Origin of the sequence: Elongatibacter sediminis (assembly GCF_037892215.1) — a bacterium.
In the GTDB taxonomy this organism is placed as follows: Bacteria; Pseudomonadota; Gammaproteobacteria; order Xanthomonadales; family SZUA-36; genus Elongatibacter; species Elongatibacter sediminis.
On record NZ_JAZHOG010000018.1, the window covers coordinates 41,269 to 65,889 of the forward strand.

Consider the following 24,621-nt stretch of genomic DNA (forward strand, 5'->3'; position numbering starts at 1 on the left):
CTCCCGGTGGGTTCGGCGGTATCAGTGCGCCGTGGCGCTGGCGATGCGTACCGGCAGCACGGGCTGGTAGGTGTTGTTGCGTTCCATGGGCACCCGCCCGATGGAGCGAATCATCGCTTCCAGATCGTCCGGCAGCATTTCCTGCCCGTGCGATGCACCGGCCGCCCGGCTGATGGACTCGTTCATCAGAGTGCCGCCGAGGTCGTTGGCGCCGGCCTTCAGGCAGGTCAGCGCGCCCTCGCGGCCCATCTTGGTCCACGAGGTCTGGATGTTGCGGATGTGCGGATGCAGCACCAGGCGCGATATTGCGTGCATCAGAATCGATTCGCGGTAGGTCGGGCCCTTGCGGGCGTGGCCCTTGCGATAAATCGGTGACTGCATGTGCACGAAGGGCAGAGGCACCAGCTCGGTGAAACCGCCGGTTTCGGTCTGCGCTTCGCGCAGCCGCAGCAGGTGGCGGGCCCAGTGCACCGGGCGGTCGACGTGGCCGAACATGATGGTCGCGGTCGTGGTCAGTCCCACTGAATGAGCGGTGCGAACCACCTCGAACCACTCGGCCGTGTTGAGCTTGTCGGCGCAGATGATCTGCCGCACCTCGTCATCGAGAATCTCGGCGGCGGTGCCGGGCAGCGAACTGAGGCCGGCGGCCTTGAGTTCGGTCAGCATCTCTTCGAGCGATACGCCCAGCGTGTGTGCGCCCTGCCAGATCTCCAGCGGCGAGAACGCGTGGATGTGGATGCCCGGCTCGGCTTCCTTGATCGCCCGGCAGATGTCGATGTAGGTCTGCCCGGTGTACTTCGGGTGGATGCCGCCCTGCAGGCAGACTTCCACGGCGCCGCGCAGCCGTGCTTCGCGCGTGCGCTGCTGAATTTCGGTCAGCGGCAGGTCGTAGGCCGCTTCGCGCAGTTCTTTCGGGCCGCGGCCCTTGGAGAAAGCGCAGAAGCCGCATTTGAAGCCGCAGATGTTCGTGTAGTTGATGTTGCGCGTGACGATGTAGCTGACGGTCTCTCCGTTCACCTCGGCCCGCAGTTCGTCGGCGGCCTGGCACAGCAGTTGCTGGTCGGCGCCGCGGGCCTCGAACAGGGTGACGACTTCGGACTCGTTCAGCGTATGGCCTTCAGCGGCGCGCATGGCCAGGCGGTGCACCGGGTTGCCCGCCACCGGCGCGGTCTTCGTCTCGATGATCTCGTCCAGCGAAAACCGCGGGATCGGCATCGTCGCGCCCGGGCACCAGTCGTCGGTGCGTCCGTGGCCGGTGGCGTCCATGCGCCGCAGCACCGCAGTGTGCAGCGCGGAATCGACCCAGCGGTCGAGATGCGGTGTGTATTCGGGGTAGATCGGCAGACGCGGCGCCAGGGCCTTGCCCTCGGCGGCGGTGGCGCGCGCCAGGCGCATGACTTCCGGCCACGGCGCTTCGGGGTTCACGTGATCGGGGGTGACGGGCGATACGCCGCCCCAGTCGTTGATACCCGCCTGCAGGATTCGCGACAGCGAATCGGGCGACAGGTTGGGCGGTGCCTGGATATTGGCCTCGGCGCCCAGGATCAACCGCGCCACGGCGATGGTCCAGAGCAGTTCCTCCTCGGAGGGCTCGGGCGCATTGGCCATGACGGTGCCCGGCTTGCGCCGGAAATTCTGAATGATGATTTCCTGCAGGTGGCCATGGGCCTGGTGCAGGCGTCGCAGTTCCAGCAGGGATTCGATGCGTTCGCGGCGGGTTTCGCCGATGCCGATCAGAATGCCGGAAGTGAACGGAATATTGAGCCGTCCCGCGTCCTCGATGGTGCGCAGGCGCACCGCCGGTTCCTTGTCGGGTGAGCCGTAATGACAGCCGCCACGCTCCAGCAGCCGGGGCGAGCTGCTTTCCAGCATCAGCCCCTGCGAGACGGACACGCCGCGCAATGATTCCAGGTCACTCGCGTCCATGACGCCGGCGTTCAGATGGGGCAGCAGGCCGGTCTCGTCGAGCACAAGCTGTGCCATTTCGGCGAGATAGGACAGGGTGGTCTCGTGGCCGAGTTCGGCCAGTGCTTCGCGCGCCGCGTTATAACGCAGTTCCGGCTTGTCACCGAGGGTGAACAGCGCCTCGTGGCAGCCGGCCTCGGCACCGGCCCGCGCGATCGCGAGCACGTCTTCTGCCAGCAGGTAGGGCCGGTCCAGCCGCCGCGGCGTCTTGGCGAAGGTGCAGTAGTGACAGACGTCGCGGCAAAGCTGGGTCAGCGGAATGAACACCTTGGGCGAGTAGGTCACGATATTGCCGTGACCTTTGTCGCGCAGGCCGGCGGCGGCCGACATCAGCGCCGCCAGATCTTCGCAGCCGGCCAGTTCCAGCGCCAGCGCGTCGCTCGGCGGCGCGCTGACGAAGGAACGCGGGTCCATGGGTTCCGCTTGACTCATATCCGGATCAGTCCGCCACTCCGCACAGCCGCAGGATGGACTCGACATACACCTTGGTGATGTCTTCCATGTCGCCGATGTGCACGTGCTCACCCTGGTGGGTGGAGAAGCCGCCGCCGCCGGAGCGAATGCGCCCCGCCGATCCGTAGTTCACGGTCGGGATGTGGTAGCGGTTCATGTGCACGGCGTCCGAGGACCAGATTTCGATGCCCTCGGCCGGCGCCTCGCCCAGCTGGTTGGTGTGCGCGGAGCGCAGGGTTTCCACGAACTCGTGGTCGTCCGGAATCGATGTGCCCGGAGCCGAGACGATCAGGTCGACCTTGGTGCCCTCGAGCTGCGGGTTGGCGCGCACGGTGTCGGCGACCATTTCACGCACTTCGTTGTAGGCGTCCAGGGGACGAACGTCGGGCAGGGTGCGCACATCCATGTAGATGTTGCAGTTGTCCGGCGTCCGCGCGCCGCGCCAGGGCCAGCCGCCTTCGATGGCCGACACATTCACCCGCGGCTGGAAATCACCGATGGAATTTCTTTCCAGGTACTGCGGAATCCAGTCGTGGATGGCGTCGAGCATCACACGGCTCTTGTTGATGGCGTTCTTCTCGACATCCGACCAAGCGGTGTGGATCAGGTGTCCGGGCACGGTGATCTTCACCCAGGTAGAGCCACAATGCCGCGGAATCAGCGACATGTTGGTGGGCTCGCCGAGGATGCAGTAGTCGGCGACCGCACCGTGGGTGATGGCGTACTTGGTGCCCACGCCGTAACCCTGGTATTGACGGTGATCGTACTCACCCACCGGCGACTTCTCGATTTCACCGGCCACGCCGGCAATCACGATATCGCCCTTGAGGCGGATGCCGGCCTTGCGCACGGCTTCGACGGCGGTGACATAGGTGGCCATGGCGCTCTTCATGTTGAAGGTGCCCATGCCGTAGATCCACTCGTCATCGATGATGGTGCCCTTGCATTCGTAACCGATGCCGCGGTGTGCCTGTTCCGGGCCGAACGAGGTATCGAGGTGGCCGTTGAACATCAGCGACTTGCCGCCGCCGGCGCCCTGCAGGCGGCCAACGGCGTTGTAGCGCTCGTCGCCGATGGGTTGCAGCACGGCGTCGAGTCCGGCGCTGCCCAGTACTTCGTGCACGGCACGGGCCATGTCGCCCTCGTAGCCGGTCGGGCTCGGGATATTGGTCAGATCGACGGTCAGCTGCACCAGCCGGTCACGGTCGATGTGTTCGGTGGCCTTGGCCAGGAGGTCTGGGGATACGTTTTGCGTCATGAATACGATTCTCGAATTGGGGTTGGGAGCCGGCCCGTCGGGCCGGTCGTTTTATTCAACGATGTGGGTGGTCAGGGTGCCCAGGTGTTCGACCGTGCAGTCGATCTGGTCGCCGGGCTTCAGGTATACGGGATCACGCATGCCGGAAATCACGCCGGGCGGACTGCCGGTGGTCAGAACATCACCGGGTTCCAGGGTGGTGTTGGACCACCAGGCAACCATCTCTGCGATCTTGTAGACCATGTTGGCGGTGCTGGAGTTCTGCCGCTCTTCTCCGTTCAGGGTCAGATTGAGCTTCATGTTATCCGGATCATCGATCTCGTCCATGGTGACGAGGTAGGGCCCAAGCGGGCAGGATCCGTCGAAGCTCTTGCCCAGCAGAATCACCATGTTGGAGTGTTCACGGGCCTGAATGTCGCGGGCCGACAGGTCATTGAAGATGGTCAGACCGGCCACGTAGTCGAAGGCTTCTTCCTTGGGAATCCGGAAGCCCTTCTTGCCGATGATCACGCCGATCTCGATTTCGTAATCGAGTTGCTGTGTGAAGTGCGGAATCTTGACGCTGGCGCCGTGCGGAACCACCGAAGACGGGGCTTCCAGAAAACCGGTCGGGTGCTCGAAGTGGAAATCGCTCCAGTTGTGCGACTGCCATTCGGGCTCCTGCCAGGTGGTCAGCTCTTCGAGATGGGCGGAGAAGTTGCACGAGGTGTGCATGATCTTGCCCGGGCGCGGCACCGGCGCCTGCAATTCGATGTCGTCGGCGGACAGAAGATCGCCGCCGGCCGCTGCCAGTTCACGGGCCCGGGCCATGCCGGCTTCGCCCAGTTCGAGGAACGGGATCATCGCGTTGGGCAGTTCGCCGCCGCTGGCGGCGTGCAGGTCGAGGATGCCGTCATCCAGAACGGCGCCGATCGACGCCGTTCCGGTGGACTTGTTGATAAAGCTTGCGAGTTTCATAGGGGTCCTCTCAGTGCGCGGCCGAACGGCCCGGCTTGAGGTTGGGCACCACGTGCTCGCCCATCAGTCGAATGGAATCGAGGTTGTCCTCTTCCGACGCGCCGACCACTTCGAGCAGCGGCAGGTTCAGACCGGAGTCGACCAGTTCCTGGGTGATTTCCAGGCAATCGTCCGGGTCACCGGAGATGACGGTGAAGCGGCGCATGATCTCGTCGGTGACGAGGTGCGTGACGTTGTCCTCGGTGCCTTCCGCGATGGCTTTGCGGAACGGGTCCCAGGTCGAGTCGGGCAGGCCGGAGCCTCCGAGGATGATGTCGTTCTTGATGTTGCGGATCTTGTTGATCACGTAGGTGCCGGTGTAGCTGCGAGTGGCGTCACGCGCCTTGTCGCCGTCTTCCGAGCAGGCACACAGGATCACGCCGCCGACCGGGAAATTGTCGGGCAGGGTGCGGTCAACCGACGCGGCGCCCTTCTGCATGTTCTCAATGGCGTACTCGACGAAGTGCGGGGCGGTCAGGCCGGCCAGCAGCATGCCGTCGCTTTCCTTGCCAGCGAGGCGCTGCATGTACGGGCCGGTGGCTCCGACGTAGATCGGGATTTCGGTTTCGAGACCATCGGCGGCACGGTCGTAGGCCGGCATGGTGGACTCGTAGAACTGGCCCTTGTAGGTAAAGGCCTCACCGGACCACACCTTGCGCATGATGTCCATGGATTCGCGGTGCACCGGAACCGGCTTCATCACCTTGGTGTCGTACTCGAGGTACTCGATGCCGACCATGCCGGCGCCGATGCCCATGATGAAGCGTCCGCCGGTCAGTTCGTCCAGGGCCGCTGCCTCGTTGGCCTGGATGGTCGGGTGGCGCATGTAGGGCGAAGTGATGCCCAGACCGATCGGAATCTCCTTGGTGGCCATGCCGACGGCGGCCAGGGTGGTGAAGCAGCCTCGCGATTCCAGTCCGTACTTGCGGAACCAGTGATAGGCTTCAGCGATCCAGAAGCCGCCGGTCATGCCCATTTCTTCGGTCAGGGCGGCGTATTTCTGCATGGCGGGAAGGGGTTCGTAAGACTTGAAAATAACCCCGACTTTGGGGTCGACGGTAACGGTCATCGGTTTCTCCTGGGGAACGTACCTGAATTTCCGATTATGCTACGCGCCGGCATCCTGAAAGTTCTTGTCCGTCCACGAATCCCCTTTGACTGCAAGCGCAGGGGGGCGGTCTGGCGTGGCGAATGCCGGGATCGAGCCGAAAAGGTACACTAAGGTAAGGACGGTAACCGGAATTGACGAACCTGATGGCTAAGACCAGGCGCACCCGGGCGACGGGTGATGCTCCCGACGCCTCGGTGCCACATCCAGAACTCGGATCCCTGCTTGACGAGGCGTCCAGCGCGATCTTCCAGATCCTGCCCCAGCCCATCTCCGAGGAATTCGAACACTACTCGATTACCCGCCACCGGCTGGCGCAGCTCTCCATTTATCTGTCGGAAAGCGATCCGTTCACGGTCAACCGTCGCAGCCAGGACATCGAGGACGACTCCGCCTTCGATTATCTGCTGCTCGTGCAACTCGAAGGCAGGGCGGAAATCGAACAGCGCGGTACCCGGTTCACCATCGATCCCGATTCCCTGGCCGTCATACCGGGCGGTCTGCCGTATCGCCTGTCGTTTCTGGAAACCGGCCGGCGCCTGCTGCTGCGCCTTCCCCTGCGGGTGTTTCACGAGCGCATACTGGGGCGGCAGATCCGGGATTTCGGCGCGCACGTGTTTTCCGGCGAAGGCCTGGTCCAGATCACCATCGATCTGCTCAAGTCGCTGGTGATGCAAGCCAGCGCCCTGAACGAGACCGAACAGTACACCGTGGCCGAAGTGTCGCTGGACCTGATCGCCGCGGTGGTGCATTCGGAGACCGATTTCGGCACCAGCCAGCATGGCTCGTCCCAGGTCGCGCGGATGAGTCGTATTCTGTCCTACCTGGAGGAGCATTTCGCCGACCACGACCTCACTCCGGCAAGGGTGGCCGAGGCCAATGCGGTGTCGACCCGGCATCTGCACAACCTGTTCCAGCATTCCGGCATGACGGTCACCAAGTGGATCTGGGAACGGCGCCTGAAGGCCGCGCGCGAGGATCTCCTCAATCCGGCCCTGAATGACCAGAGCATCACGGAAATCGCCTATCGCCGGGGCTTCAACGATTCGGCGCACTTCAGCCGCAGCTTCAAGGCACGCTTCAACATTGCGCCCAGCCAGTTACGCAAGAAGGTGCAGCAGCAGACCGGCTCATGAAGCCGCCTGGCCCGTCCGCGCGGGTCTGCACCGGCAGACAAGGCCGGCTGCGTTTACAAGCAAGTGCGGCCGGGCACCTTCAGTTAGGCTGATACGATCGGTTCGCGGTTCGGGATTTGCGCCCCGCGGGACCGCCAATCGAAACCATTCCATGATCGAACACGCCGCAATGAGACAGCCAGAATGACAGACATCAAGCGAACCTGCGTCGTCGGTGCCGGTGCGATCGGCAGCCTGTTCGCCGGGCACCTGGGTACGGTCGCCGAGTCGACGGTGCTGGTGCGGCGGTCCGAACATGCCGACGCGCTCAATGCCGAGGGCCTGAAGGTCAGTGGCAAATCCGACCTGCAAACGAAAATCATCGCCTCGACCGATCCGGCTGATCTCGGTGAAGTCGACCTCGTGATCATCGCCACCAAGGCCACCGCGGTCGAGCCCAGCGCGCGCACCCTGCAGGGGCATTTCCCCAACGCCACCATCATGACCGTGCAGAACGGCCTGGGCTGCGAAGACGTGGTGTCCGGGTTTGGTGACTGGCCCATTTTGTCGTCAGTCACGTTCATGAGTGGCGTGCGTCATTCCGACACCCACGTCGAGTACGAACTGGACACCGAGACCTGGCTGGGCCCATGGGCCGGCGGCAGCTCGAACTACGAGCAGGCGCAGGCCGTGGAGAAACTCATCGCCGACAGCGGTCTCAGGGCCCGCGCGTTTCCGGATCTTCGCCCGGCGCAGTGGTCCAAGCTGATTTTCAACGCCGTGGTCAACAGCGTCGCGGCCCTGTCCGACCTGCCGCACGTGAAAGCGTTCGCCGAGCAGGACGAACTCACCGATCTCGGTCACCTGGTCCATGCGGCCATGGACGAGGGCAAGCGGGTGGCCGCGGCCAGCGGGGTCGATCTGTATGAGGATCCCTGGGAGATGAACGTCGAGGCCACCAGCCATGGCCAGACGGGCAATGATGATTACGCACATGCGCCGTCGATGCTCGAGGATGTGCGGGCGAAGCGCGCGACCGAAGTCGACTGGATCACCGGCGCCATCGTGCGCGAAGCGGCCCGAGTCGGCGTACCGGCCCCGATCAACGAAACCCTGTACCGCCTGGTCAAGGCTCGTGAGGCGAGCTGGCGGCGCGGGTAAGAACGACAGGAGAGCACACATGAAGGTTTGTATCATCGGCTGCGGTGCCATTGGTAGCCTGTTCGCCGGACACCTGGGCCGCGTCGACGACGTGGAATTATGGGCCTACGATCCGGCGCAGGAACACGTCGACGCGATGAATGCGAACGGTTTGCGCCTGACCGGCCTCAGCGACGTCGTGGTCAAGGTCAACGCGCGCACCGACCCGGCCGAGATTCCGCCGTGCGACTTCGGCATCATCGCCGCCAAGACCATGCACACGCGGGCCGCGATGGAGGCGACCAGGGACATTTTCGCCGACGGCGCGGTGTGCTCGGTGCAGAACGGCCTGGGCAACGAGGAAATCATCGCCGAGTACGTGCCGCGCGTGATTCTCGGTACGACATTCCCGGCCGGCCACATTACCGCGCCCGGCGTGGTCAACCACGACACCGGTGGCCAGACCAAGATCAGCCCGTTTCCGGACAAGCCGGCCAGCATGGAGGAAGTGCAGCGCCTGGCTGACGCGGTCAACCGCGGTGGCGGCGACGTGGTGGCCATGGAAGATGCGCGCGGCGCGCTCTGGACCAAGGTCATATTCAATTCAGCGTCAAACGCCATGGGCGCGATGACCCGCCTGCCGCATGGCGTGGCCTGCGACCAGCCTGGTGTACGCCGGGTCATGAGCGAACTGGTGAAAGAAGGCGTGGCGGTTGCCGAGGCACTGGGCATCACGCTGGAAAGCGACCCCGACGCGCTGATCGACTACGGACGTGAAAAGGCTTATCAGCATCCGCCCAGCATGTTGACCGACGTGCTCAACCAGCGTCCGACCGAAGTCGATGCGCTCAATGGTGGCGTCGCGCAGTTTGGCGAGCAGACCGGCGTGCCGACCCCGCTGAACGCGGCCATCCGAGACATCATCAAAGGCCTGGAATATTCCTGGCGCGAAGACGAATGGAGACATCTGAAACCATGAACCAAGCAGCAACGGCCCGCGAAACCGACGGCGGGACTGAATACATCAATCGATTCCGCCCGAGCCAGGCCGAGATCGAACGGCGCTATGCCAATACCCGCAAGGCCATGCAGGAACACGGCCTCGACTACCTCGTCATCGCCGGCAGCGAGTACAGCGGCTTCGAAGGCGCGATTCGCTACATGTGCGGATTCCATATCCTGCACCGCTACGCGTATGTCGTGGTGCCGCTCGAAGGCGATCCCGTGTGTGTGTTTCCGCGCGAGGCCACCTGGGTGGGCGACCACGCCGCGACCTTTATCGAAAATCGCGAATTCCCGTCGCATTGCGGCGAGTGGATGGCCGACTTCCTGAAGTCGAAGAATGCGAAGAAAGTTGGCATCTACGGGCTCGAATACATCATCAACGTGCGTGACTACTCGCCGCTGGCCGCCAGCGATTTCGAGATCGTCGATTTCGAGATTCCGTTCGACTACTCGCGTGCGCAGAAGAGCGAGGAGGAACTCGCTTCCGTGCGTCACTCGATGGACATCAACAAGCAGGGCGTGCTCGAGGTCATCAAGGCCTACGAAGCCGGCAAGACCGAGGCCGAGCTGATGGGCGTCGCCGAAGGAACCTTCGCGAGCTTGGGTACGGCGCGCAACACCATGAACATGGTGCTGATGGGACCAAACGGTTCCCTGCGCCCGCAGATGGTGTTTCCCAGCCAGCGCCCGCTGCAGGACAGCGACGCCCTGATGTACGGCCTGGAGATTTCCGGCGAGGGCGGCCACTGGGTCGAATTCTCGCGGCCGATCGCGCCGAACGGACTGGATCCGGTGATGACCGAGATGATGCAGGCTTACGAGGAATTCCACGAACTGGCGAAAGAGCACATGAAAGCCGGCAACAACGCCGAGGACGTGGCGCGCAAGTGCATGAAACCGATCTTTGATCGTGGCTACCGTTCCGGCCATGTCTGTGGCCATTCCATCGGCATGACCATGATCGAGATGCCGCGCATTGGCGAGGGCTTCGATTTCGTGCTGCCCGAGAACATGATCTGCTCCATGCACCCGCACTTCATGAACCAGGAGCGCACCCACTCGCTGTACTTCCAGGAAACCTACCGGGTCGGCCGTGATGAGGGCGAGCCCCTTTCGGGCGTTCCGATCAAGGCCTACACCGGCGGAGAAACGAGCTTCTGAATCGCGGTCGCTACCCCGCAACCCCGAACAAGGCCGGAGCCATCGCTCCGGCCTTTTTCGTTCACCCTGCCCTGATTGGCAGCCATCGTGTACTCCCCACCCCGACCCTCGTCATCCCGGCCCCCAGGGCCCGTCATCCCGCCCCCCCAAGTGCCGTCAACCCGGCGTCCCAGGTGCCGTCATCCCGGCCTTCCAGGTACCGTCAACCCGGCGTCCCGGGTGCCGTCATCCCGGCCTCCCAGATGCCGTCATCCCGGCCTTCCAGGTGCCGTCATACCGGCCTCCCAGATGCCGTCATCCCGGCCCGCGAGCCGGGATCCAAGTTTCCTGGCACGGCCCTCGCGCCTGCGGGCACGGCCCTCGCGCCTGCGGGTTCGGCCTTGCCGGACTCAGCCCGATGGATCCCGGGTCAAGCCCGGGATGACGGAGTGCTTTTCAGCAGGTTTGCGAAGTGAAAGTATTCGTGCTGTGACAGGCCGGGTTGTCATGGAGTGACAAGACGGCCCATCGTGTAGTGTCGAGGCCCGTTGTGGAGTGCCAGCCGGCCTTTCGTGGGGGTGGTAGTCTCCGGCGGGGATTAGAACCCCGACCGCGTGCAGCGGACGAACCTGTGGTCCGCCGCGCCTGCGAGCGAACTCGCGGGGCTCAGGCGCGGGTGATCAGTCCGGTGTACAGGCCGTCGAGCAGGTCGTTGGCGTTGAGTCCGGCTTCGCTGACGCCTTCCTCGCGATGCAGCCGGATCGTGAGCTGGCCCTTGCCGTCGTCGGACAGCACGTCGAAGCGGGTCTTGCCCATCAGCAGAAAGGATTTGCCGACCGGCTGAATGTGCAGGATGGATTGCTCCTTGTGCACCTTGTCGACCCGGCCTTCGATGGCTTTCACCAACGCGGCGACTTTCGCCTTCTGCTCCTCTTCGCCCAGCCCTTCGCCGGCGTCGGTCCATTCCGTCTCGCAGGCCGGCGGAGGCCCGATGCGACGCAAATAGCGATGCGCGTCGGCCGCCTGATCCAGCAGCTTGAACTCCACCCGATAGCCGCTGGCATCGTCTTCGCCCGTACCGAAGGCGACCTCCACCCGGGTGATTTCGCGGTCGCGGATGTCCGCGTCCCGGGCGATGCACAGCTCTTCGATTCGAAAAGTCTGGAGAAATTTCTCAATACTCACGATGGCTTACCTCAACCTGCGCGCTCGGCGCGGTAGTTTTCCAGATCCTGCAGCAACTGCGCCGTGGCCGGTCCCGGCGACCGGCCCGCCTCCTGCTCCGACACCAGTTTCGTGAAATCATCCGGGTGATCGATATCCTCGGCCAGCGCCGGGTCGTCGGTGACCTGGATGTCCACTCCGAGTTTACGGCCGTTGGCCTGGAAAGCGGGCAGGCTTTCCTGGCCGAAAACCAGCGGTACGGGAAGGGGAAGTGGAGACAGCACGGCATTGGTGCCGGTGCCGATCTTGTCGCGGGCCACGCAGACGGTTTCTTCGGGGCACTGGGAGACAAACGCGTCCAGGGACTCTGCGGTCAGCCACGGCAGGTCGGCGTGGATGATCAGCACCCGGTCGGCGCCCTGCGCGGCAGCGTAGGCAGTGGCTTCTTCGAGTTCACTGTTCAGGCCTTCGTGGTCGGAGGTGTAGAACACATCCAGCCGTTGTTCGTGCAGCAAGCGCCCGGCTTCCGGTTCATTGCTGACAAGCACCACCCGCTCGATGCAGTCGACACCGGTCAGCGCCGCCAGCACATCATCGGCCATGGCAAGCACCAGAGCGCGGCGCAAGGCCGCGTTTGCACGCGGCGCGAGCCGTGCCTTGGCCTGGGCCAGGTTCTTCAGCGGAACCAGTGCCCAGGTGGACATTAGGCGGCCTCGCCGGGTTCGCCGGTGATCTGGATGCCGGCACCATTGATCTTGTAAAACCGGTTCATGAAGATCAGTACGGAAGTCAGTGATTCGGCCACGGCGCTGTTGTAGATCGATCCGGCATGCCATGCACGCAGGCCGATTTCCTCGGCAAGCCTTACCACCACGGCGCGGGCTTCCTTGTCGTTGCCGCACACCAGTACATCGCAATCGTGATGATCGGTGTCGTCCTGCAGATGGGCCGCGGCCACGTTCTGGAAGGCCGAAACCACCCGTACATTCTCGCCGAGAAACTCCTGGGCCTGGGCCGCCGCCGTGCCGCCTTCCGGCAACTGCACACGGGCCACTTTGGGTGGCACCAGCGGTACCGTCGTATCGACGAATATCTTGCCCTGGACGCCCTCGCGGATGGTTTCCAACGTGCCTTGATGGTGGGCCCAGGGAACCGTCATGATGACGATTTCTGCGGCTTCGGCCGCCGCGGCGTTATCCAGGCCGCGGATTTCGCTGCCGGTGCGTTCGGCCAGTTCACGGGCCGATTCCTCGGCCTTGTCGGCCTTGCGTGATCCAATCACGACGGGGTAGCCGCGCTGGGTCAGCTGAAAGGCCAGGCCCTGGCCGAGATTGCCGGTGCCGCCGATGACGGCAACGGTGGGTCGTTGTTCACTCATGCGTTTTTTCCTGCTCGGAAACGGGAATCATGGAGCAGAGTCTGCCGGGTCGCACCCGTGGGCGTCTTGTATCGCGGGGCTAAGGTTTTGTCGCACCGTGCACGTGCCCGCATGGTGTATTCTCCGCCCGACGGCGATGGGCCGTAAGTTGGGAGACAAACGCACGTGGGTAAATCAATCGCCCTGATCGGTGGAACCGGCGCCATGGGCCGCGGCCTGGCTTATCGCTGGGTGCGGGCCGGCCGAACCCTGGTGCTGGGATCGCGTGATCCGGAAAAGGCGGCGGCCGCCGCCGCTGATCTGCGGGGCCGTGTGCCCGGTGCCCGGGTGGAGGGGGTCTCGAACGCCGATGCGGCTGCCGCGGACGTCATCGTGCTGACGGTGCCTTATGCGCACCACGCCGCGACCTTGCGGGAAATCGCCGGGCACCTTGAAGGCAAAGTCGTCATCGATACCACCGTGCCTCTGGATCCGGCTGACGCCGGGCGGGTCAGCTTGCCGGCGGGCACGGGCGCCGCGCTGGAGGCGCAGGAAATTCTCGGCCAGTCGGCACACGTGGTGGCGGCCTTTCAGAACGTGGCAGCCGCGCTGCTGGATGACGACGGGCCCATCGATTGCGACATTCTCGTCAGCGCCGACCGGAGCGATGCGGCCGCGGTGGCGGTCGACCTCGCCGTCGCGGCCGGAATGCGTGCCTGGCACGTGGGTCCGCTGGTCAACACGGTTGCCGCCGAAGCCCTGACCCCGGCACTGATCAGTGTGAACGAGCGCTACGGAACACCACACGCTGGCGTACGAATCACACCCGGCGAGCCGCCCCGAACGCCTGGCAGCCAGGCTCCGGACCGAGTCGAGATGGTGGCGCTCAAGGGGTTGCCGGAGGTCGTGCCGGGCCAGGACCTGGCCACCCTCATACTCCAGGCCGCGGACCGGCAACACGTACCGTTGCTGGACGACGACATCCTGGTGCTGGCACAGAAAATCGTTTCCAAGGCCGAAGACCGGGTCGTCCGGCTGGCCGACGTCACGCCGTCACCGGAGGCACGGGAGCGCGGCACGCGACTGGGCAAGGACCCGGCGCTGGTTCAGCTCATCCTGGACGAGTCCCGCGAGGTGGTGCGCGAACGTGGCGAACTGATCATCGTCGAGCACCGCCTGGGTTTCGTTATGGCCAACGCGGGAATCGACCAGTCCAATGCCCGGCCCGGGCATGCCATTTTGCTGCCGGTCGATCCGGACGCCTCGGCGCGCGCGCTGGCCGCGGAACTGGAACGGCGCACCGGGCGCCGCCGCCTGGGCGTGATCATCAGCGACAGCATCGGACGGGCCTGGCGCAATGGCACCGTCGGTCATGCCATCGGTGTCGCCGGTCTGCGCGCCCTGTTCGACCTGCGCCGAACCCGTGACATGGCGGGCCGCGAGATGCAGATCACCGAAGTGGGGCTGGCCGACGAAATCGCCGCCGGCGCCTCGGCGCTGATGGGGCAGGGCAGCGAAGCGAAACCGCTGGTGCTGGTGCGCGGCTTCCGCGGCATACACGACGACGAATCGGGAGTGGGCAGCCTGCTGCGGCCGCGCGAGATGGACCTGTTCCGATGAGTCCCCGGGTGATCGCGCTGTCGGGCGGTATTGGCGGCGCCAAGCTGGTGCTGGGCCTGGCGCAGGAAGTGGAAGGCGAAGACCTCATGGTCATCGCCAACACCGGTGACGATTTCGTCCACTGCGGATTTCACATCAGCCCGGACATCGACACCCTGCTCTACACCCTGGCCGGGCTGTCCGACCGGGAGCGCGGCTGGGGTCTGGCCGGTGAAACCTGGGAATTCATGGCCCGCCTGGGGCGGGAACGTCCCGAGGATGCCTGGTTTCAACTGGGCGACAAGGATCTCGAAACCCACCGCCTGCGAACCGCGGCCCTGGAGTCCGGGGCCAGCCTGACCGGAGTCACTGCCGAGCTGGCCCGTCACTTCGGAGTCGGCACCGCCATACTGCCCATGAGTGACGATCCGGTGCGTACCTTCGTCCGGACCGGCGGAGAGTCGACTGCTGGCTGGCTCCCGTTTCAGGAGTATTTCGTCAAGCACCGGTGCGAGCCGGTCTTGCACGAGGTGGCCTACCGGGGCGCCGACCAGGCCGCGCCGCAGCCGATGCTCGGCGCGCTGGATGCTTCACGCCTGGAGGCAGTATTGATCGGGCCGTCCAACCCGTTTCTGAGCATCGATCCGATACTTTCCATTCCCGGCCTGCGCGCGCGCTTGCGGGACTTCGGTGTGCCGGTGGTCGCCGTTTCGCCCATCGTGGGTGGGCAGGCGATCAAGGGACCGACGGCCAAGATCATGCGGGAACTGGGCATGCCGGTCGACGTGGTGTCGGTGGGGCGGCACTACCGGGGACTGATCGACGCCCTGGTGATCGACGAAGCGGATCGTTCGCGGACACCGGAAATCGAGGCGCTCGGCCTTGCGGTACGGGTTGCGCCGACCGTGATGGTGTCGCTGCGTGACCGCGTGGACCTGGCGCGTACCTGCCTTCGATTCGCCGAGGATCTGGCGGCCACCTGAACAGCGGGCGGCGTTCAGGTGTCGGCCTTCAACCCCTTCCAGCGCTTGACGATTCCGCTGTCCAGGTCCAGCAGATCGAGCACGCGTCCCACGGTGTGGTTGACGATGTCGTCCACGCTTTGGGGCCGGTTGTAAAAGGCCGGCATCGGCGGCGCAATGAGGGCACCGAGCCGGGATGCCTTGTACAGCAGTTCGCAGTGACCCGAGTGCAGCGGGGATTCGCGGGGCACCAGGATCAATCTGCGCTGTTCCTTCAGAATCACGTCGGCCGCACGCGTGATCAGATTGTCGGTGTAGGAATGTACGATGCCGGACAGCGTTTTCATCGAGCACGGCGCGACAATCATGCCATTGGTCGGATGGGAACCGCTGGAAATTCGTGCCGCGATGTCCGAATTGCCGGGCGCCTCGTCGGCCAGGGACGCGACATCGGCTGGTTTGTAATCGGTTTCGTGCGCGATCGTCAACTTGGCGGCGTTACTGATGATGACGCTGGTTTCCACGCCGGGCATGGCGTGCAGCACTTCGAGCAGTCGAATGCCGTAAATCGCGCCGCTGGCGCCGGAAATACCGATGATGATCCGCTTCGGCCGTTTCGCGCTGCCTGATGTGTTTGACTCGTCGTGCTGGTTCATGGTGCTGATCCGTCTGCCGGGTGCAGTCCGGGCGGGTAGCGATCACGGCCCGGGATGCCTGCTGATTGAGTCGCCTGTCCCGGGAGTGTACCGTTCCGCAAGGCATCCGGAAACGCGGAGAACCGTTTCGGCAACACGCCGGCCTTTGACCATGAACACCGAAAACGATGGTAAATCGAGTGGCCTGGCAGCCGCGCACCGCGCGGACAAACGCGATCAGGGCTTCTGGTCCTTTTCATTGAAAACCTATGCGGTCGAAGGCGTGCCGGCCGCCTGCCTCGAGTTGCAGGACCGCCACGGCGCGGATGTGAACGTCGTGCTGTTCGCGTTCTGGGTGGCCACGGTCTCCGGAGAGCTGGATCGGGAGACCCTGCGCCAGGCGCTGGACAAGCCGGGAGTCTGGTCCCGTGAGGTCGTGCATCCGCTGCGCGCGGCGCGGCGGTGGATGAAACGGGAAGGGTGCGGCTCGCAGGGCATGGAACCGGACGCCTGCGGGGCGCTGCGCGAACGAATTAAAAAACTGGAGCTGGAAGCCGAACGATTGCAGCAACACATGCTGGAAGCACTGGCGCCGCCACCGTCCGGGGCGCCGGGGCCGGTGGCCGCGGGCAACAACCTGCGGCGGTACTTCGAGGTAGCCGGGTTGAAGTGCGATGAGCCGGCCATTGCAGCCCTGAAACGCATCGCGCGGGCCGCGTTACCGCGGGCCCGCGCCGAGGATCTCCGGGCTTTCGCCCGAACGATCAGAAGTTGATGCGAACGTTGAAGCCGTACCAGCGCGGCGGCTGGTAGGAAACCTCGTTACAGCCGCACAAGGTGGCCAGATCGAAGCCCTGGATGCCGGCGGCCTCGTCGGTCAGGTTGTGTCCGACCAGCGCGACCTCCCAGCGACCGTCACCGCTCAGCCAGGACCAGCGCAGGTTCAGCAGGAAGTAGCTGTCGAATTTGTCGGCATCGAAGTTGCGCAGATTGTAGAAATACTCATCCGAGTAGCTTCCGTCCACGCTGACCGCCATCTCGCCACCCAGCGCATTCCAGCCGTAACGCACCAGTCCTGAAGCCTGGAATTCGGGCGCGTAGGTGGGATCGACATCGCGCGAGGGCAACGGCGAATTGATGCGCAGGGGCACATCCTTGACCGTCGCATCCATCCACGACAGGCCGAACACGATGTCCCAGCCGTCCGCCGGCGACGATTGCACCTGGAACTCGAAGCCGTAGTTGTCGGCATCGGCATTCACGACCACGCCGGAAACACCGGTGAACAGAAAGGCCTGATAGTCGCTGTAATCGTAGTAGAACGCGTCGAACTGAATGCGAGTGCGTCCGCCCGCCAGGGTTTTCTTGAAGCCGGCCTCCAGGCTGTGGAGGATTTCCTCGTCGTAGGGCAGGAAGGAATCCGGAAAACCGAGTCCGCCGGGAATGGGCGCGTTGTAACTCGCCGCCTTCACGCCGCGGTTGAGGCCGGCGTACAGCAGCAGGTCGTCGCTCGGCTCCCAGTTGAGTTGCAGCTTGCCGGCCCACAGGGTGTCGGAGCGGTCATCCTCGTAATACTCGCCCAGGCCGAGGAAGTCGCGCCGGATGTTGATGTACGGATCGCCGACATTGACCGAGAAATTGCCTTCGTTGAAGTAGAAACCCTGGCGCATGCGGTAATCCTTTTCTTCCTGGATGACGCGCAGGCCGGTGATCAGGGTCACCGTGTCGCTGAGGTTCCACTCGTACTGGCCGAACAGGGAATAGGAGTCCGTTTTCAAAGTGGCTTCGACACCGATGTCGACCCCCTGCGGGAACGGGAACAGACCGTCGAGCAGGGCCGGCAGACTGTTGGCCGGACCCTTCAGGCCATTGTCGGAGTTGGAATCGATGTTCAGGTAATAAAAGCCGATTACCCAGTTCGACGTGTCGGTGGAACCGGTCAGGCGGAATTCCTGGGTGAAACTGTCGGCATCCACGCCTGCGTAATTGGCCAACTGGTTGACGGGCGCCGAGTCGACGTCGATGAACAGCAGTTTTTCGTAATCTTTCCAGTCGGTGACCGAAGTGAACAACATGTCATTGGCCAGGGTGTGCTCCACCCGGAAATTCAAACCGGTTGTTTCGGTCGAGCCGTTGTCGTCGAAGGCGAAATCGCCCGATGTGGTCCAGCCGTCACCGTCCGGGTCGATGTAACCGAAAAAGTCACCACCGGCGCCGAATCGGCCCAGCAGATCACCGCCGGGATCCTGGATGCCGAACAGGCCGTCGTTGTCGGCGTCGCCGCCGAAGTCGCTGCCGTCGGCCGCGATACCGGTGCGCGTCTCGTTCGGGTCGGTCACGTCGATCACGTTGATCAGTTCGCCCACACCGTTGACCCCGTCGAAGACACCGATGGTGGCCTTGGACTGGTAGGGGCCGGTCGCGACCTCGGACTCGGCATAGTTGGCCGAAAACGTGATTTCGGTGCGATCACTGGGCTGAAACTGCAGCATGCCGCGAATCGCCTTGGTGTCGTCGTCGCCCATGTCGGCGCCCGCGCCGGCGCCTGGCGAGTTGCCGGTTCCGCCGCCAAAAGTGCCGGCGCCGAATTCGGCGAAGGGGTAGATGTTCTCCAGGTAGCCGTCGTGTTTGCTGTAGTACACGGCAACACGGCCCGCCGCCTTGTCGGAGAAGGGCCCGGAGACCGCGGCCTCAAATCGGTAGGATGTTGCGTCGGTCGGGGAGTCGAAAACGCCGATCGTGCCGTCGGCATAACCCTCCACTTCCTCGAAATTCGGTTTGCGCGAGATGTAGTGAACCAGTCCGCCGGTGGCATTGCGGCCGAACAGGGTGCCCTGCGGTCCCTTGAGAATTTCGACCCGGTCGATATCGAACACGGCGAAGGTGTGGGCCTGGGCGACCGCGATGTAACCCTCGTCCAGATATACCGCATTCGGTGATTCGATGATGTCGTTGAAATCGTTCTGGGTCACGCCGCGAATGGAAAATTGCGTGTTCTGACCGGCCAGGTTGCCACTGATGTGGACGCCGGGGCTGAAGCGCGCGACATCGAAACTCTCCTCGACGCCCAGGGCACGCATCTGCTCGCCGCTGAACGATGTGATGGCGATGCCCACGTCCTGCAGCGATTCCTCGCGCTTCTGGGCGGTGACGATGACTTCTTCCAGCAGTACCTGGGCTGCAGCCGGCAGCGCCAGCAGTACAGAGAGCAGGGCAGAGCAGAGAAGAACGAACTTCGTGTGTGCAATCTTCATAGGTGGTCCCCGTCGTGAGTTCAGGTTCAGAAAACTCTGATCCCTCAGCGTTTATCTGCCGATCGGCGCAGAGCGCTCGCCAGCATTGATTTTTTAGTTTATTTTTTAACTTTATCCTGATCCCAAGGATTGTCAACGGTGACAAAGGATTGCCCAACATGATGAAGGCCGTACTGGACAAGCACTGGCACCTCGCTGAAAACGACTACGAAGTCGGTCTGACCGAACTTGAATTCTCGATTCTGCGACTGGCGTCCGCGTTCGACCGATGGCGATCGGATTGCATGGCGTGCTGTTTCGACGCCCCGCTGTCGGGGGCTGATGCTGCCGTGCTTCACGTCGTGCGCATGCACGACCGCCCCAAGAGCATTTCGGAGATTGGCCGCCTGCTCAACCGGGACGATCTGTCCAATCTTCAATATGGCGTGCGCAAACTGGTCAACGCCGGTGTGATCGAGAAAGCGGGCAACAGCGACAGCAAGAAGGGCGTGGTGTACCGCGTGACCCGGCTGGGCTGCGAGGTCACGGACAAGTTCGCTGAATTCCGCCGCGAGCTGCTGATTTCCCTGACCCAGTCGATGTCGACGGACATCAGCCTGGCGGATATCGCAAGGGTGCTCAATCTGCTTTCCGGCATCTACGATCAGGCATCCTGCATCGCCGCCACGCACCGAGCCACCGGGTAATTCATGACATCGAGCAATGCCGCCCTAATTCTTTGCTTGCAGCGCTCGGGCAGTATGCTATTTTAAGCGCGATATTTAAGAGCTATTTAATGATTAATCTCAATCCACCCCGATTTAACGCAACCGGAAGTTAGCCCATGTATCCCGCACCATTTACTTACCATCGCGCACACTCGGTGGATCAGGCCATTGATATGCTGGGCCAGATCGGCGAGGGAGCCCGGGTGCTGGCCGGAGGCCAGTCCCTGCTGCCCATTTTGAAACTACGCTTCGACGAACCGACCGATCTGGTCGATGTCGGGCGGATCGAAGGTCTGAACGGCATTGAACTGGGCCAGGACGACATACGTATCGGCGCGCTGGCGACCCACCGCCGTATCGCCGCCTCTGACGTGGCCGGCGCCATCCCCATCGTTTCCGATTGCGCCAACGGCATTGCCGACAACCAGGTGCGCAGCCGGGGCACCATCGGCGGTTCCGTCGCATCGGGTGATCCAAGCTGCGACTGGCCCGTCCTGCTGCATACCCTGGATGCGAAAGTTCACTCCCGGGGGCCGAACGGTGAGCGCACGCGCGACATCAACGGTTTCGTCAGCGATCTGTACGAAACCGTGCTGGATGCCGGCGAGATCATTACCGGAGTCCAGTTTGCATTGCCTGGCTCGGGCAGTGGTGGCGCTTACTGCGCGTTCAAACGCTGCGCGCCGGCTTATCCCTCGGTTTCCGTCGGCGTACAGCTTGTCCTGTCGGGCGGCGAGGTTTCCAGCGCACGCATCGCCCTGGGCTCATCCGCGCCGACTCCGGTGCGGGCCCGGGAAGCCGAATCCGAACTGGAAGGGGGGGCGATCACACCCGATCGGGTGAGTCGCGCCGCCGAGGCGGCGGTCGCGGCCGCGGATCCTTTCCCGGACCAGCGCGGCTCGGCCGGCTTCAAACGCCAACTGATCGCAACCCTCGTGCGCCGCGCGACCGGCATCGCCGAACGCCGTGCCAAGGGTGAAACCGTCAAGAACAGCCACGAGTATTACTGACATGAGCGGAACCAGCGCCAACCACAAAATCGACATCACCGTCACCATCAACGGCAAAACCTACGAACGCGAGGTTGAACCGCGCCTCCTGCTGGTGCAGTTGATCCGTGAAGAACTGCAACTCACGGGCACCCACATCGGTTGTGACACCACTTACTGTGGCGCCTGCACCATCATCATGAATGGTGATCCGGTGAAATCGTGCACCGTGCTGGCCGTGCAGGCCGACGGAGCGGAAATTCGAACCGTAGAGGGGCTGGAGAAGGACGGTGAACTTCATCCCCTGCAGGTCGCTTTCTCCGAACATCATGGCCTCCAGTGCGGGTTCTGCACTCCGGGCATGCTGATGTCCGCGGTGCACCTGCTGGAAAACAACCCCAGCCCCACGCCGCTTGAAATCCGCAAGGGTATCCAGGGCAATCTGTGCCGCTGCACGGGTTACAAGAACATCTTCGAGGCCATCGAGTCGGCCGCCGGAAAGATGCAGGCGGGGGCTTAAGTGAGCTACGAATTCACCGGCGACTTCACGGTTGCAACTTCACGCGAGGACGCTTTTGCCGTCCTGTCCCGGCCGGAGCGCTTCGCACCGATGCTGCCGACCTATGTATCGCACGAGATCCAGGACGATGGCTCGGCCGCGGTCAAGGTCAAGGTTGGCGTCGGCAAGGTGCGCGGAACCGGCAACGTTCAACTCACCCTGGTGGAGTGCGAAGAACCCGTGCGCGCCACCTATTCGGGGAAGGGAAAAATCATGGGCGGTGCGTTCAACCTGAATGCGGGATTCGTGCTCGAAGAGCTGGGTCCCGAAAGCACCCGGGTTGATTGGCGCGGTGAAATGTCCATGTTCGGCAAGCTGGTATCGCTGGCCGGTGGAGTGGTCAAACCCGTCGCCGAACGTGATATCGGAAAACTGATCGAAGCCTTGCAGTCCGAGATGGGCGGCGCGCCCGCCGAAGCCCCGGCCGAGGCGGCGGTCGAGACACCGGCCGAGGAACGCAAGCCCGGCATGCTGGCCCGGTTCGTGGCGTGGCTCAAAGGCCTGTTCGGCGGTGGCGCGTAAGGAATTCCAGTATTGAAACCGAATGCGCCGGCGACACCGGCCTTTCAGAAAATAGAGGTTATGTGACATGGCTTGGGTAGGAAAATCTCTGCGGCGCAAGGAAGACGATCGACTGATTCGCGGACGGGGTCAGTTCGCCGACGATGAACACGACGAAGGGATGCTGCACCTGTATATCCTCCGCTCCCCGTACGCACATGCCCGTGTGCTCAGCGTTGATGCGTCGGCGGCGGAAGCCTTGCCCGGGGTGGCCTGCGTCATTACGCCGGACGATGTGAAGGCGAACTGCGATCCCTACATGCAACTCGGTCCCGAACCCTGCGACAAGATCGTCGATCTCCCGCTGGCGACCGACAAGGCCGTCTACCAGGGGCACCCGGTGGCCGCGGTGGCCGCCACCTCTCCGGCGCTCGCCATGGATGCCGGCCAGCTGATCGAAGTGGAATACGACATGCTCGACGCCGTCGTGGACACGGAGGAAGCGCTGGAAGGTTCCACGATCCTGCACGAGGAGATGGGAACCAACCGCACGTTCAATGACGTGTGGGAGTATGGCGATGTCGATCAGGCGTTCACAGATGCCGCGCACGTGGTCAAGATCGACCGCCTGCATTGTCACCGTTTTTCGGCCGCACCGCTGGAAGCGAATGCCTGTGTGGCGGAGTGGACGCGCCAGGATGAGTTGCACCTGAACTGCAATAACTCGTTCGCGGGTTTCGCGGTGCAGTTGCTGGCGCCCGGCCTGCGGCTGCCGGTGGAGAACATTCATATCAGCACGCGCGATGTGGGTGGCAGCTTCGGCATCAAGATTGGCAACTACCCCTACTACGCCCTCGCGGCGCTCGCTTCGAGGAAGGCGGGTTGGCGCAAGGTCAAGTGGCACGAGACCCGTTCCGAACACCTGCTGTCGGCCGGTCACAGCAATGAGCGCACCTATCGCGATACTGAAGTCGCCCTCGACAAGGACGGCGTGATTACCGCCATCCGTTCGCGTCACATTGATGACTGTGGCGCCTATCCGCGCTACGAGCCGCTGGGCTGCGTTATCTGGACCCAGGTGCTGCCTGCCACGTTCAAGGTGCGCAACATGCGCATCGAGTTCAATCAGGTCATGACCAACAAATGCCCGACCATCCCGGTCCGTGGGTATTCACGCCTGCAGCAGTTGTGGTTCATGGAACGCGTACTGGATATCTGCGGTCACGAACTCGGTATTCCGACCGATGAAATGCGCTTGCGCAACTACATACGCGAGTTCCCTTACGAAACGCCTAATGGCTGTGTCTACGATTCGGGCGATTATCCGAAAATGCTCGAAATGGCCAAGGACTTGATTGGCTGGGACGAGTGGAAGCGTAAACAGGAAGAGGCCCGCAAGGAAGGCCGCTGGATGGGCATCGGTATCGGCACGACCCTGGACTCCGGCACCAATAACTTCGGCCAGGCGCAGATCATGAACCCGCATCTGCCGTTTTCGGGCAATTCGGAAGTCTGCAACATCCGCATCGACTTTGATGGTGCCGTGGTCGTCACTCTGGGCACCGGTCCGTCCGGGCAGGGGCACGAAACCACGACCGCTCAGGTCGTGGCGGACGAGCTCAACATCGATCCGTCCATGGTGCGGGTGCGCACCGGCTTCGATACCGACTGGAGCACCTTCTCGGGTCATTCCGGCACCTATGCGAGTCAGTTCGCGGTGACCGGGCTGTCCGCCGTCCATGGTGCCTGCCAGAAGCTCAAGAAAGAGATGAAGCAACTGGCGGCGCAGGTGCTGGAAGCCAACGAAAACGACCTGGAGTTCAGCGTAGGCGACGAGGGACCCCAGGTCGGAGTTCGGGGTACCGATGCCGCGCTCAATTACTGGTACATGAGCAACCTGGTGAACAGCAACAATGCCGGTCTCGGCGAAGCTCTGGCGGATGTCACGCTCAACGTTCGCCACGTTTATCGCCCGCCCTTCCAGGTGCCCGATACCAAGCGCAAGTTCGGCAATCTCACCCTGACCTACGCGGCCCAGCTCCACATCGCCGTCGTCGAGATCGACAAGGAAACCTACCATCCGAAAATTCTGGCTTACTCGGCCATCGACGATTGCGGCAATGTGATCAATCCCCAGATCGCGCACGGTCAGGTGCACGGTGCAACCTGTCATGGACTCGGCGCGGCGCTGATGGAAACCTTCGACTACGATGAGGGCGGCAACCTGCTGACTTCGACCTTCAGCGACTATTGCCCGATCACTGCCCTGAACATGCCGGATATCGAGTACGGCAATATCGAAAGCCCGTCACCGTTCAGCTACAACGGCGCCAAGGGCATGGGTGAGGGCGGCGGCGCGCCGCTGCATACCATTTCGGCCGCGTTGCAGGATGCGCTGCATGCCGAAGGTGTGATCATCACCGAGTCGCACCATTCGCCGCCGAAGCTGTTCGAGCGGTTGCAGAATCGAGGCGACAAGGGCGTTCACGTCGAATCGCGCTGATCGCGGTTCGCTCGGTACACCCAAAGCACTGACCCGCAATGCGCGGCCCCCGGGCCGCGCATTTTTTTTGCCCCGGGTTTTTATTTTTTCGGGCCGTGATTTTCAGGAGGTGCTTTCGATTCCGGAAGGCGCCTTGACAGGGGGTGCCCCCGGGTCCGGAAGGCGCCGTGACAGGGGTCTCCCGGGGGACGGTACGAGTACGTCCCTGTAA

At 63.3% G+C, this 24,621-nt stretch carries 21 protein-coding genes; 12 read left to right on the forward strand and 9 right to left on the reverse strand.

Annotated features, from left to right (window positions below):
- Positions 1–21: 21 nt before the first annotated feature.
- Genes cofH through V3330_RS19225 form a run of 4 tightly spaced genes read right to left on the reverse strand, consistent with a single transcriptional unit; the run spans position 22 to position 5,741 of the window.
- Positions 22–2,397: a 5-amino-6-(D-ribitylamino)uracil--L-tyrosine 4-hydroxyphenyl transferase CofH gene (gene cofH, locus V3330_RS19210; protein WP_354697084.1), complete on the reverse strand. Its 2,376-nt coding sequence runs from the start codon at positions 2,395–2,397 to the stop codon at positions 22–24.
- 7 nt (positions 2,398–2,404) lie between these two features.
- On the reverse strand, positions 2,405–3,676 hold the full coding sequence (locus tag V3330_RS19215; protein ID WP_354697085.1) for a M20/M25/M40 family metallo-hydrolase: 1,272 nt from the start codon (positions 3,674–3,676) through the stop codon (positions 2,405–2,407).
- A 51-nt stretch (positions 3,677–3,727) separates the two neighbouring features.
- Positions 3,728–4,633, reverse strand: a complete 906-nt coding sequence (locus tag V3330_RS19220; protein ID WP_354697086.1) for a fumarylacetoacetate hydrolase family protein — start codon at positions 4,631–4,633, stop codon at positions 3,728–3,730.
- 10 nt (positions 4,634–4,643) lie between these two features.
- On the reverse strand, positions 4,644–5,741 hold the full coding sequence (locus V3330_RS19225) for an LLM class flavin-dependent oxidoreductase (protein ID WP_354697087.1): 1,098 nt from the start codon (positions 5,739–5,741) through the stop codon (positions 4,644–4,646).
- A gap of 185 nt (positions 5,742–5,926) precedes the next feature.
- Between V3330_RS19225 and V3330_RS19230 the strand changes: the two genes are divergently transcribed.
- From V3330_RS19230 to V3330_RS19245, 4 genes are all read left to right on the forward strand, one after another.
- A complete protein-coding gene (locus V3330_RS19230) occupies positions 5,927–6,916 on the forward strand; it encodes a helix-turn-helix domain-containing protein (protein WP_354697088.1) in 990 nt (329 codons plus the stop codon).
- 183 nt (positions 6,917–7,099) lie between these two features.
- Complete coding sequence (locus V3330_RS19235) at positions 7,100–8,056, forward strand: ketopantoate reductase family protein (RefSeq protein WP_354697089.1); 957 nt, start codon at positions 7,100–7,102, stop codon at positions 8,054–8,056.
- A 19-nt stretch (positions 8,057–8,075) separates the two neighbouring features.
- Positions 8,076–9,014 carry a ketopantoate reductase family protein gene (locus tag V3330_RS19240; RefSeq protein ID WP_354697090.1) on the forward strand — a complete coding sequence of 313 codons (939 nt, stop codon included), beginning with the start codon at positions 8,076–8,078 and terminating at the stop codon, positions 9,012–9,014.
- Positions 9,011–10,201 carry a M24 family metallopeptidase gene (locus tag V3330_RS19245; protein ID WP_354697091.1) on the forward strand — a complete coding sequence of 397 codons (1,191 nt, stop codon included), beginning with the start codon at positions 9,011–9,013 and terminating at the stop codon, positions 10,199–10,201. The genes V3330_RS19240 and V3330_RS19245 overlap by 4 nt, the downstream gene beginning before the upstream one ends.
- A 645-nt stretch (positions 10,202–10,846) precedes the next feature.
- Here the strand turns inward: V3330_RS19245 and V3330_RS19250 are convergent.
- Genes V3330_RS19250 through npdG form a run of 3 tightly spaced genes read right to left on the reverse strand, consistent with a single transcriptional unit; the run spans position 10,847 to position 12,722 of the window.
- On the reverse strand, positions 10,847–11,365 hold the full coding sequence (locus tag V3330_RS19250; RefSeq protein ID WP_354697092.1) for a hypothetical protein: 519 nt from the start codon (positions 11,363–11,365) through the stop codon (positions 10,847–10,849).
- A gap of 11 nt (positions 11,366–11,376) precedes the next feature.
- On the reverse strand, positions 11,377–12,048 hold the full coding sequence (cofC, locus tag V3330_RS19255; protein WP_354697093.1) for a 2-phospho-L-lactate guanylyltransferase: 672 nt from the start codon (positions 12,046–12,048) through the stop codon (positions 11,377–11,379).
- Positions 12,048–12,722, reverse strand: a complete 675-nt coding sequence (npdG, locus tag V3330_RS19260) for an NADPH-dependent F420 reductase (protein WP_354697094.1) — start codon at positions 12,720–12,722, stop codon at positions 12,048–12,050. Before npdG ends, cofC begins: the two co-directional genes overlap by 1 nt.
- Before the next feature lie 165 nt (positions 12,723–12,887).
- Between npdG and cofE the strand changes: the two genes are divergently transcribed.
- Together cofE and cofD are read left to right on the forward strand one after the other, a co-directional pair.
- The gene (gene cofE / locus V3330_RS19265) at positions 12,888–14,321 is read left to right on the forward strand and encodes a coenzyme F420-0:L-glutamate ligase (RefSeq protein WP_354697095.1); all 1,434 of its coding nucleotides are present in this window, start codon (positions 12,888–12,890) and stop codon (positions 14,319–14,321) included.
- Entirely contained in the window at positions 14,318–15,283 is a 966-nt protein-coding gene (gene cofD / locus V3330_RS19270) for a 2-phospho-L-lactate transferase (protein ID WP_354697096.1), read from the forward strand. Before cofE ends, cofD begins: the two co-directional genes overlap by 4 nt.
- A 14-nt stretch (positions 15,284–15,297) precedes the next feature.
- On the opposite strand, the gene V3330_RS19275 is transcribed toward cofD, so the two are convergent.
- Complete coding sequence (locus tag V3330_RS19275) at positions 15,298–15,918, reverse strand: UbiX family flavin prenyltransferase (protein WP_354697097.1); 621 nt, start codon at positions 15,916–15,918, stop codon at positions 15,298–15,300.
- 151 nt (positions 15,919–16,069) lie between these two features.
- Here V3330_RS19275 and V3330_RS19280 point away from each other — a divergent pair, with 151 nt between their 5' ends.
- Entirely contained in the window at positions 16,070–16,672 is a 603-nt protein-coding gene (locus tag V3330_RS19280; protein WP_354697098.1) for a TIGR02444 family protein, read from the forward strand.
- Here V3330_RS19280 and V3330_RS19285 read toward each other — a convergent pair.
- Entirely contained in the window at positions 16,662–19,151 is a 2,490-nt protein-coding gene (locus tag V3330_RS19285) for a TonB-dependent receptor (RefSeq protein WP_354697099.1), read from the reverse strand. The two genes, V3330_RS19280 and V3330_RS19285, sit on opposite strands and share 11 nt — an antisense overlap.
- Positions 19,152–19,309: 158 nt before the next feature.
- On the opposite strand from V3330_RS19285, the gene V3330_RS19290 reads away from it, so the two are divergent.
- The 5 genes from V3330_RS19290 to V3330_RS19310 all read left to right on the forward strand — a co-directional run bounded on the left by V3330_RS19290 (position 19,310) and on the right by V3330_RS19310 (position 24,410).
- The gene (locus V3330_RS19290) at positions 19,310–19,837 is read left to right on the forward strand and encodes a winged helix DNA-binding protein (protein ID WP_354697100.1); all 528 of its coding nucleotides are present in this window, start codon (positions 19,310–19,312) and stop codon (positions 19,835–19,837) included.
- A gap of 137 nt (positions 19,838–19,974) precedes the next feature.
- Positions 19,975–20,868: an FAD binding domain-containing protein gene (locus V3330_RS19295; protein ID WP_354697101.1), complete on the forward strand. Its 894-nt coding sequence runs from the start codon at positions 19,975–19,977 to the stop codon at positions 20,866–20,868.
- 1 nt (position 20,869) lies between these two features.
- Entirely contained in the window at positions 20,870–21,367 is a 498-nt protein-coding gene (locus tag V3330_RS19300) for a (2Fe-2S)-binding protein (protein ID WP_354697102.1), read from the forward strand.
- Entirely contained in the window at positions 21,368–21,928 is a 561-nt protein-coding gene (locus tag V3330_RS19305) for an SRPBCC family protein (RefSeq protein WP_354697103.1), read from the forward strand.
- A gap of 67 nt (positions 21,929–21,995) precedes the next feature.
- Positions 21,996–24,410 (forward strand): xanthine dehydrogenase family protein molybdopterin-binding subunit, encoded by a 2,415-nt coding sequence (locus tag V3330_RS19310; protein WP_354697104.1) that lies wholly within the window; start codon positions 21,996–21,998, stop codon positions 24,408–24,410.
- Positions 24,411–24,621: the final 211 nt, after the last annotated feature.

Excerpts from the sequence above, each read along its gene's own strand:
- cofH (WP_354697084.1), bottom strand. The coding sequence starts at position 2,397 with ATGAGTCAAGCGGAACCCATGGACCCGCGTTCCTTCGTCAGCGCGCCG.
- V3330_RS19215 (WP_354697085.1), bottom strand. The coding sequence starts at position 3,676 with ATGACGCAAAACGTATCCCCAGACCTCCTGGCCAAGGCCACCGAACAC.
- V3330_RS19220 (WP_354697086.1), bottom strand. The coding sequence starts at position 4,633 with ATGAAACTCGCAAGCTTTATCAACAAGTCCACCGGAACGGCGTCGATC.
- V3330_RS19225 (WP_354697087.1), bottom strand. The coding sequence starts at position 5,741 with ATGACCGTTACCGTCGACCCCAAAGTCGGGGTTATTTTCAAGTCTTAC.
- V3330_RS19230 (WP_354697088.1), top strand. The coding sequence starts at position 5,927 with ATGGCTAAGACCAGGCGCACCCGGGCGACGGGTGATGCTCCCGACGCC.
- V3330_RS19235 (WP_354697089.1), top strand. The coding sequence starts at position 7,100 with ATGACAGACATCAAGCGAACCTGCGTCGTCGGTGCCGGTGCGATCGGC.
- V3330_RS19240 (WP_354697090.1), top strand. The coding sequence starts at position 8,076 with ATGAAGGTTTGTATCATCGGCTGCGGTGCCATTGGTAGCCTGTTCGCC.
- V3330_RS19245 (WP_354697091.1), top strand. The coding sequence starts at position 9,011 with ATGAACCAAGCAGCAACGGCCCGCGAAACCGACGGCGGGACTGAATAC.
- cofC (WP_354697093.1), bottom strand. The coding sequence starts at position 12,048 with ATGTCCACCTGGGCACTGGTTCCGCTGAAGAACCTGGCCCAGGCCAAG.
- npdG (WP_354697094.1), bottom strand. The coding sequence starts at position 12,722 with ATGAGTGAACAACGACCCACCGTTGCCGTCATCGGCGGCACCGGCAAT.
- cofD (WP_354697096.1), top strand. The coding sequence starts at position 14,318 with ATGAGTCCCCGGGTGATCGCGCTGTCGGGCGGTATTGGCGGCGCCAAG.
- V3330_RS19275 (WP_354697097.1), bottom strand. The coding sequence starts at position 15,918 with ATGAACCAGCACGACGAGTCAAACACATCAGGCAGCGCGAAACGGCCG.
- V3330_RS19280 (WP_354697098.1), top strand. The coding sequence starts at position 16,070 with ATGAACACCGAAAACGATGGTAAATCGAGTGGCCTGGCAGCCGCGCAC.
- V3330_RS19285 (WP_354697099.1), bottom strand. The coding sequence starts at position 19,151 with ATGAAGATTGCACACACGAAGTTCGTTCTTCTCTGCTCTGCCCTGCTC.
- V3330_RS19290 (WP_354697100.1), top strand. The coding sequence starts at position 19,310 with ATGATGAAGGCCGTACTGGACAAGCACTGGCACCTCGCTGAAAACGAC.
- V3330_RS19295 (WP_354697101.1), top strand. The coding sequence starts at position 19,975 with ATGTATCCCGCACCATTTACTTACCATCGCGCACACTCGGTGGATCAG.
- V3330_RS19300 (WP_354697102.1), top strand. The coding sequence starts at position 20,870 with ATGAGCGGAACCAGCGCCAACCACAAAATCGACATCACCGTCACCATC.
- V3330_RS19310 (WP_354697104.1), top strand. The coding sequence starts at position 21,996 with ATGGCTTGGGTAGGAAAATCTCTGCGGCGCAAGGAAGACGATCGACTG.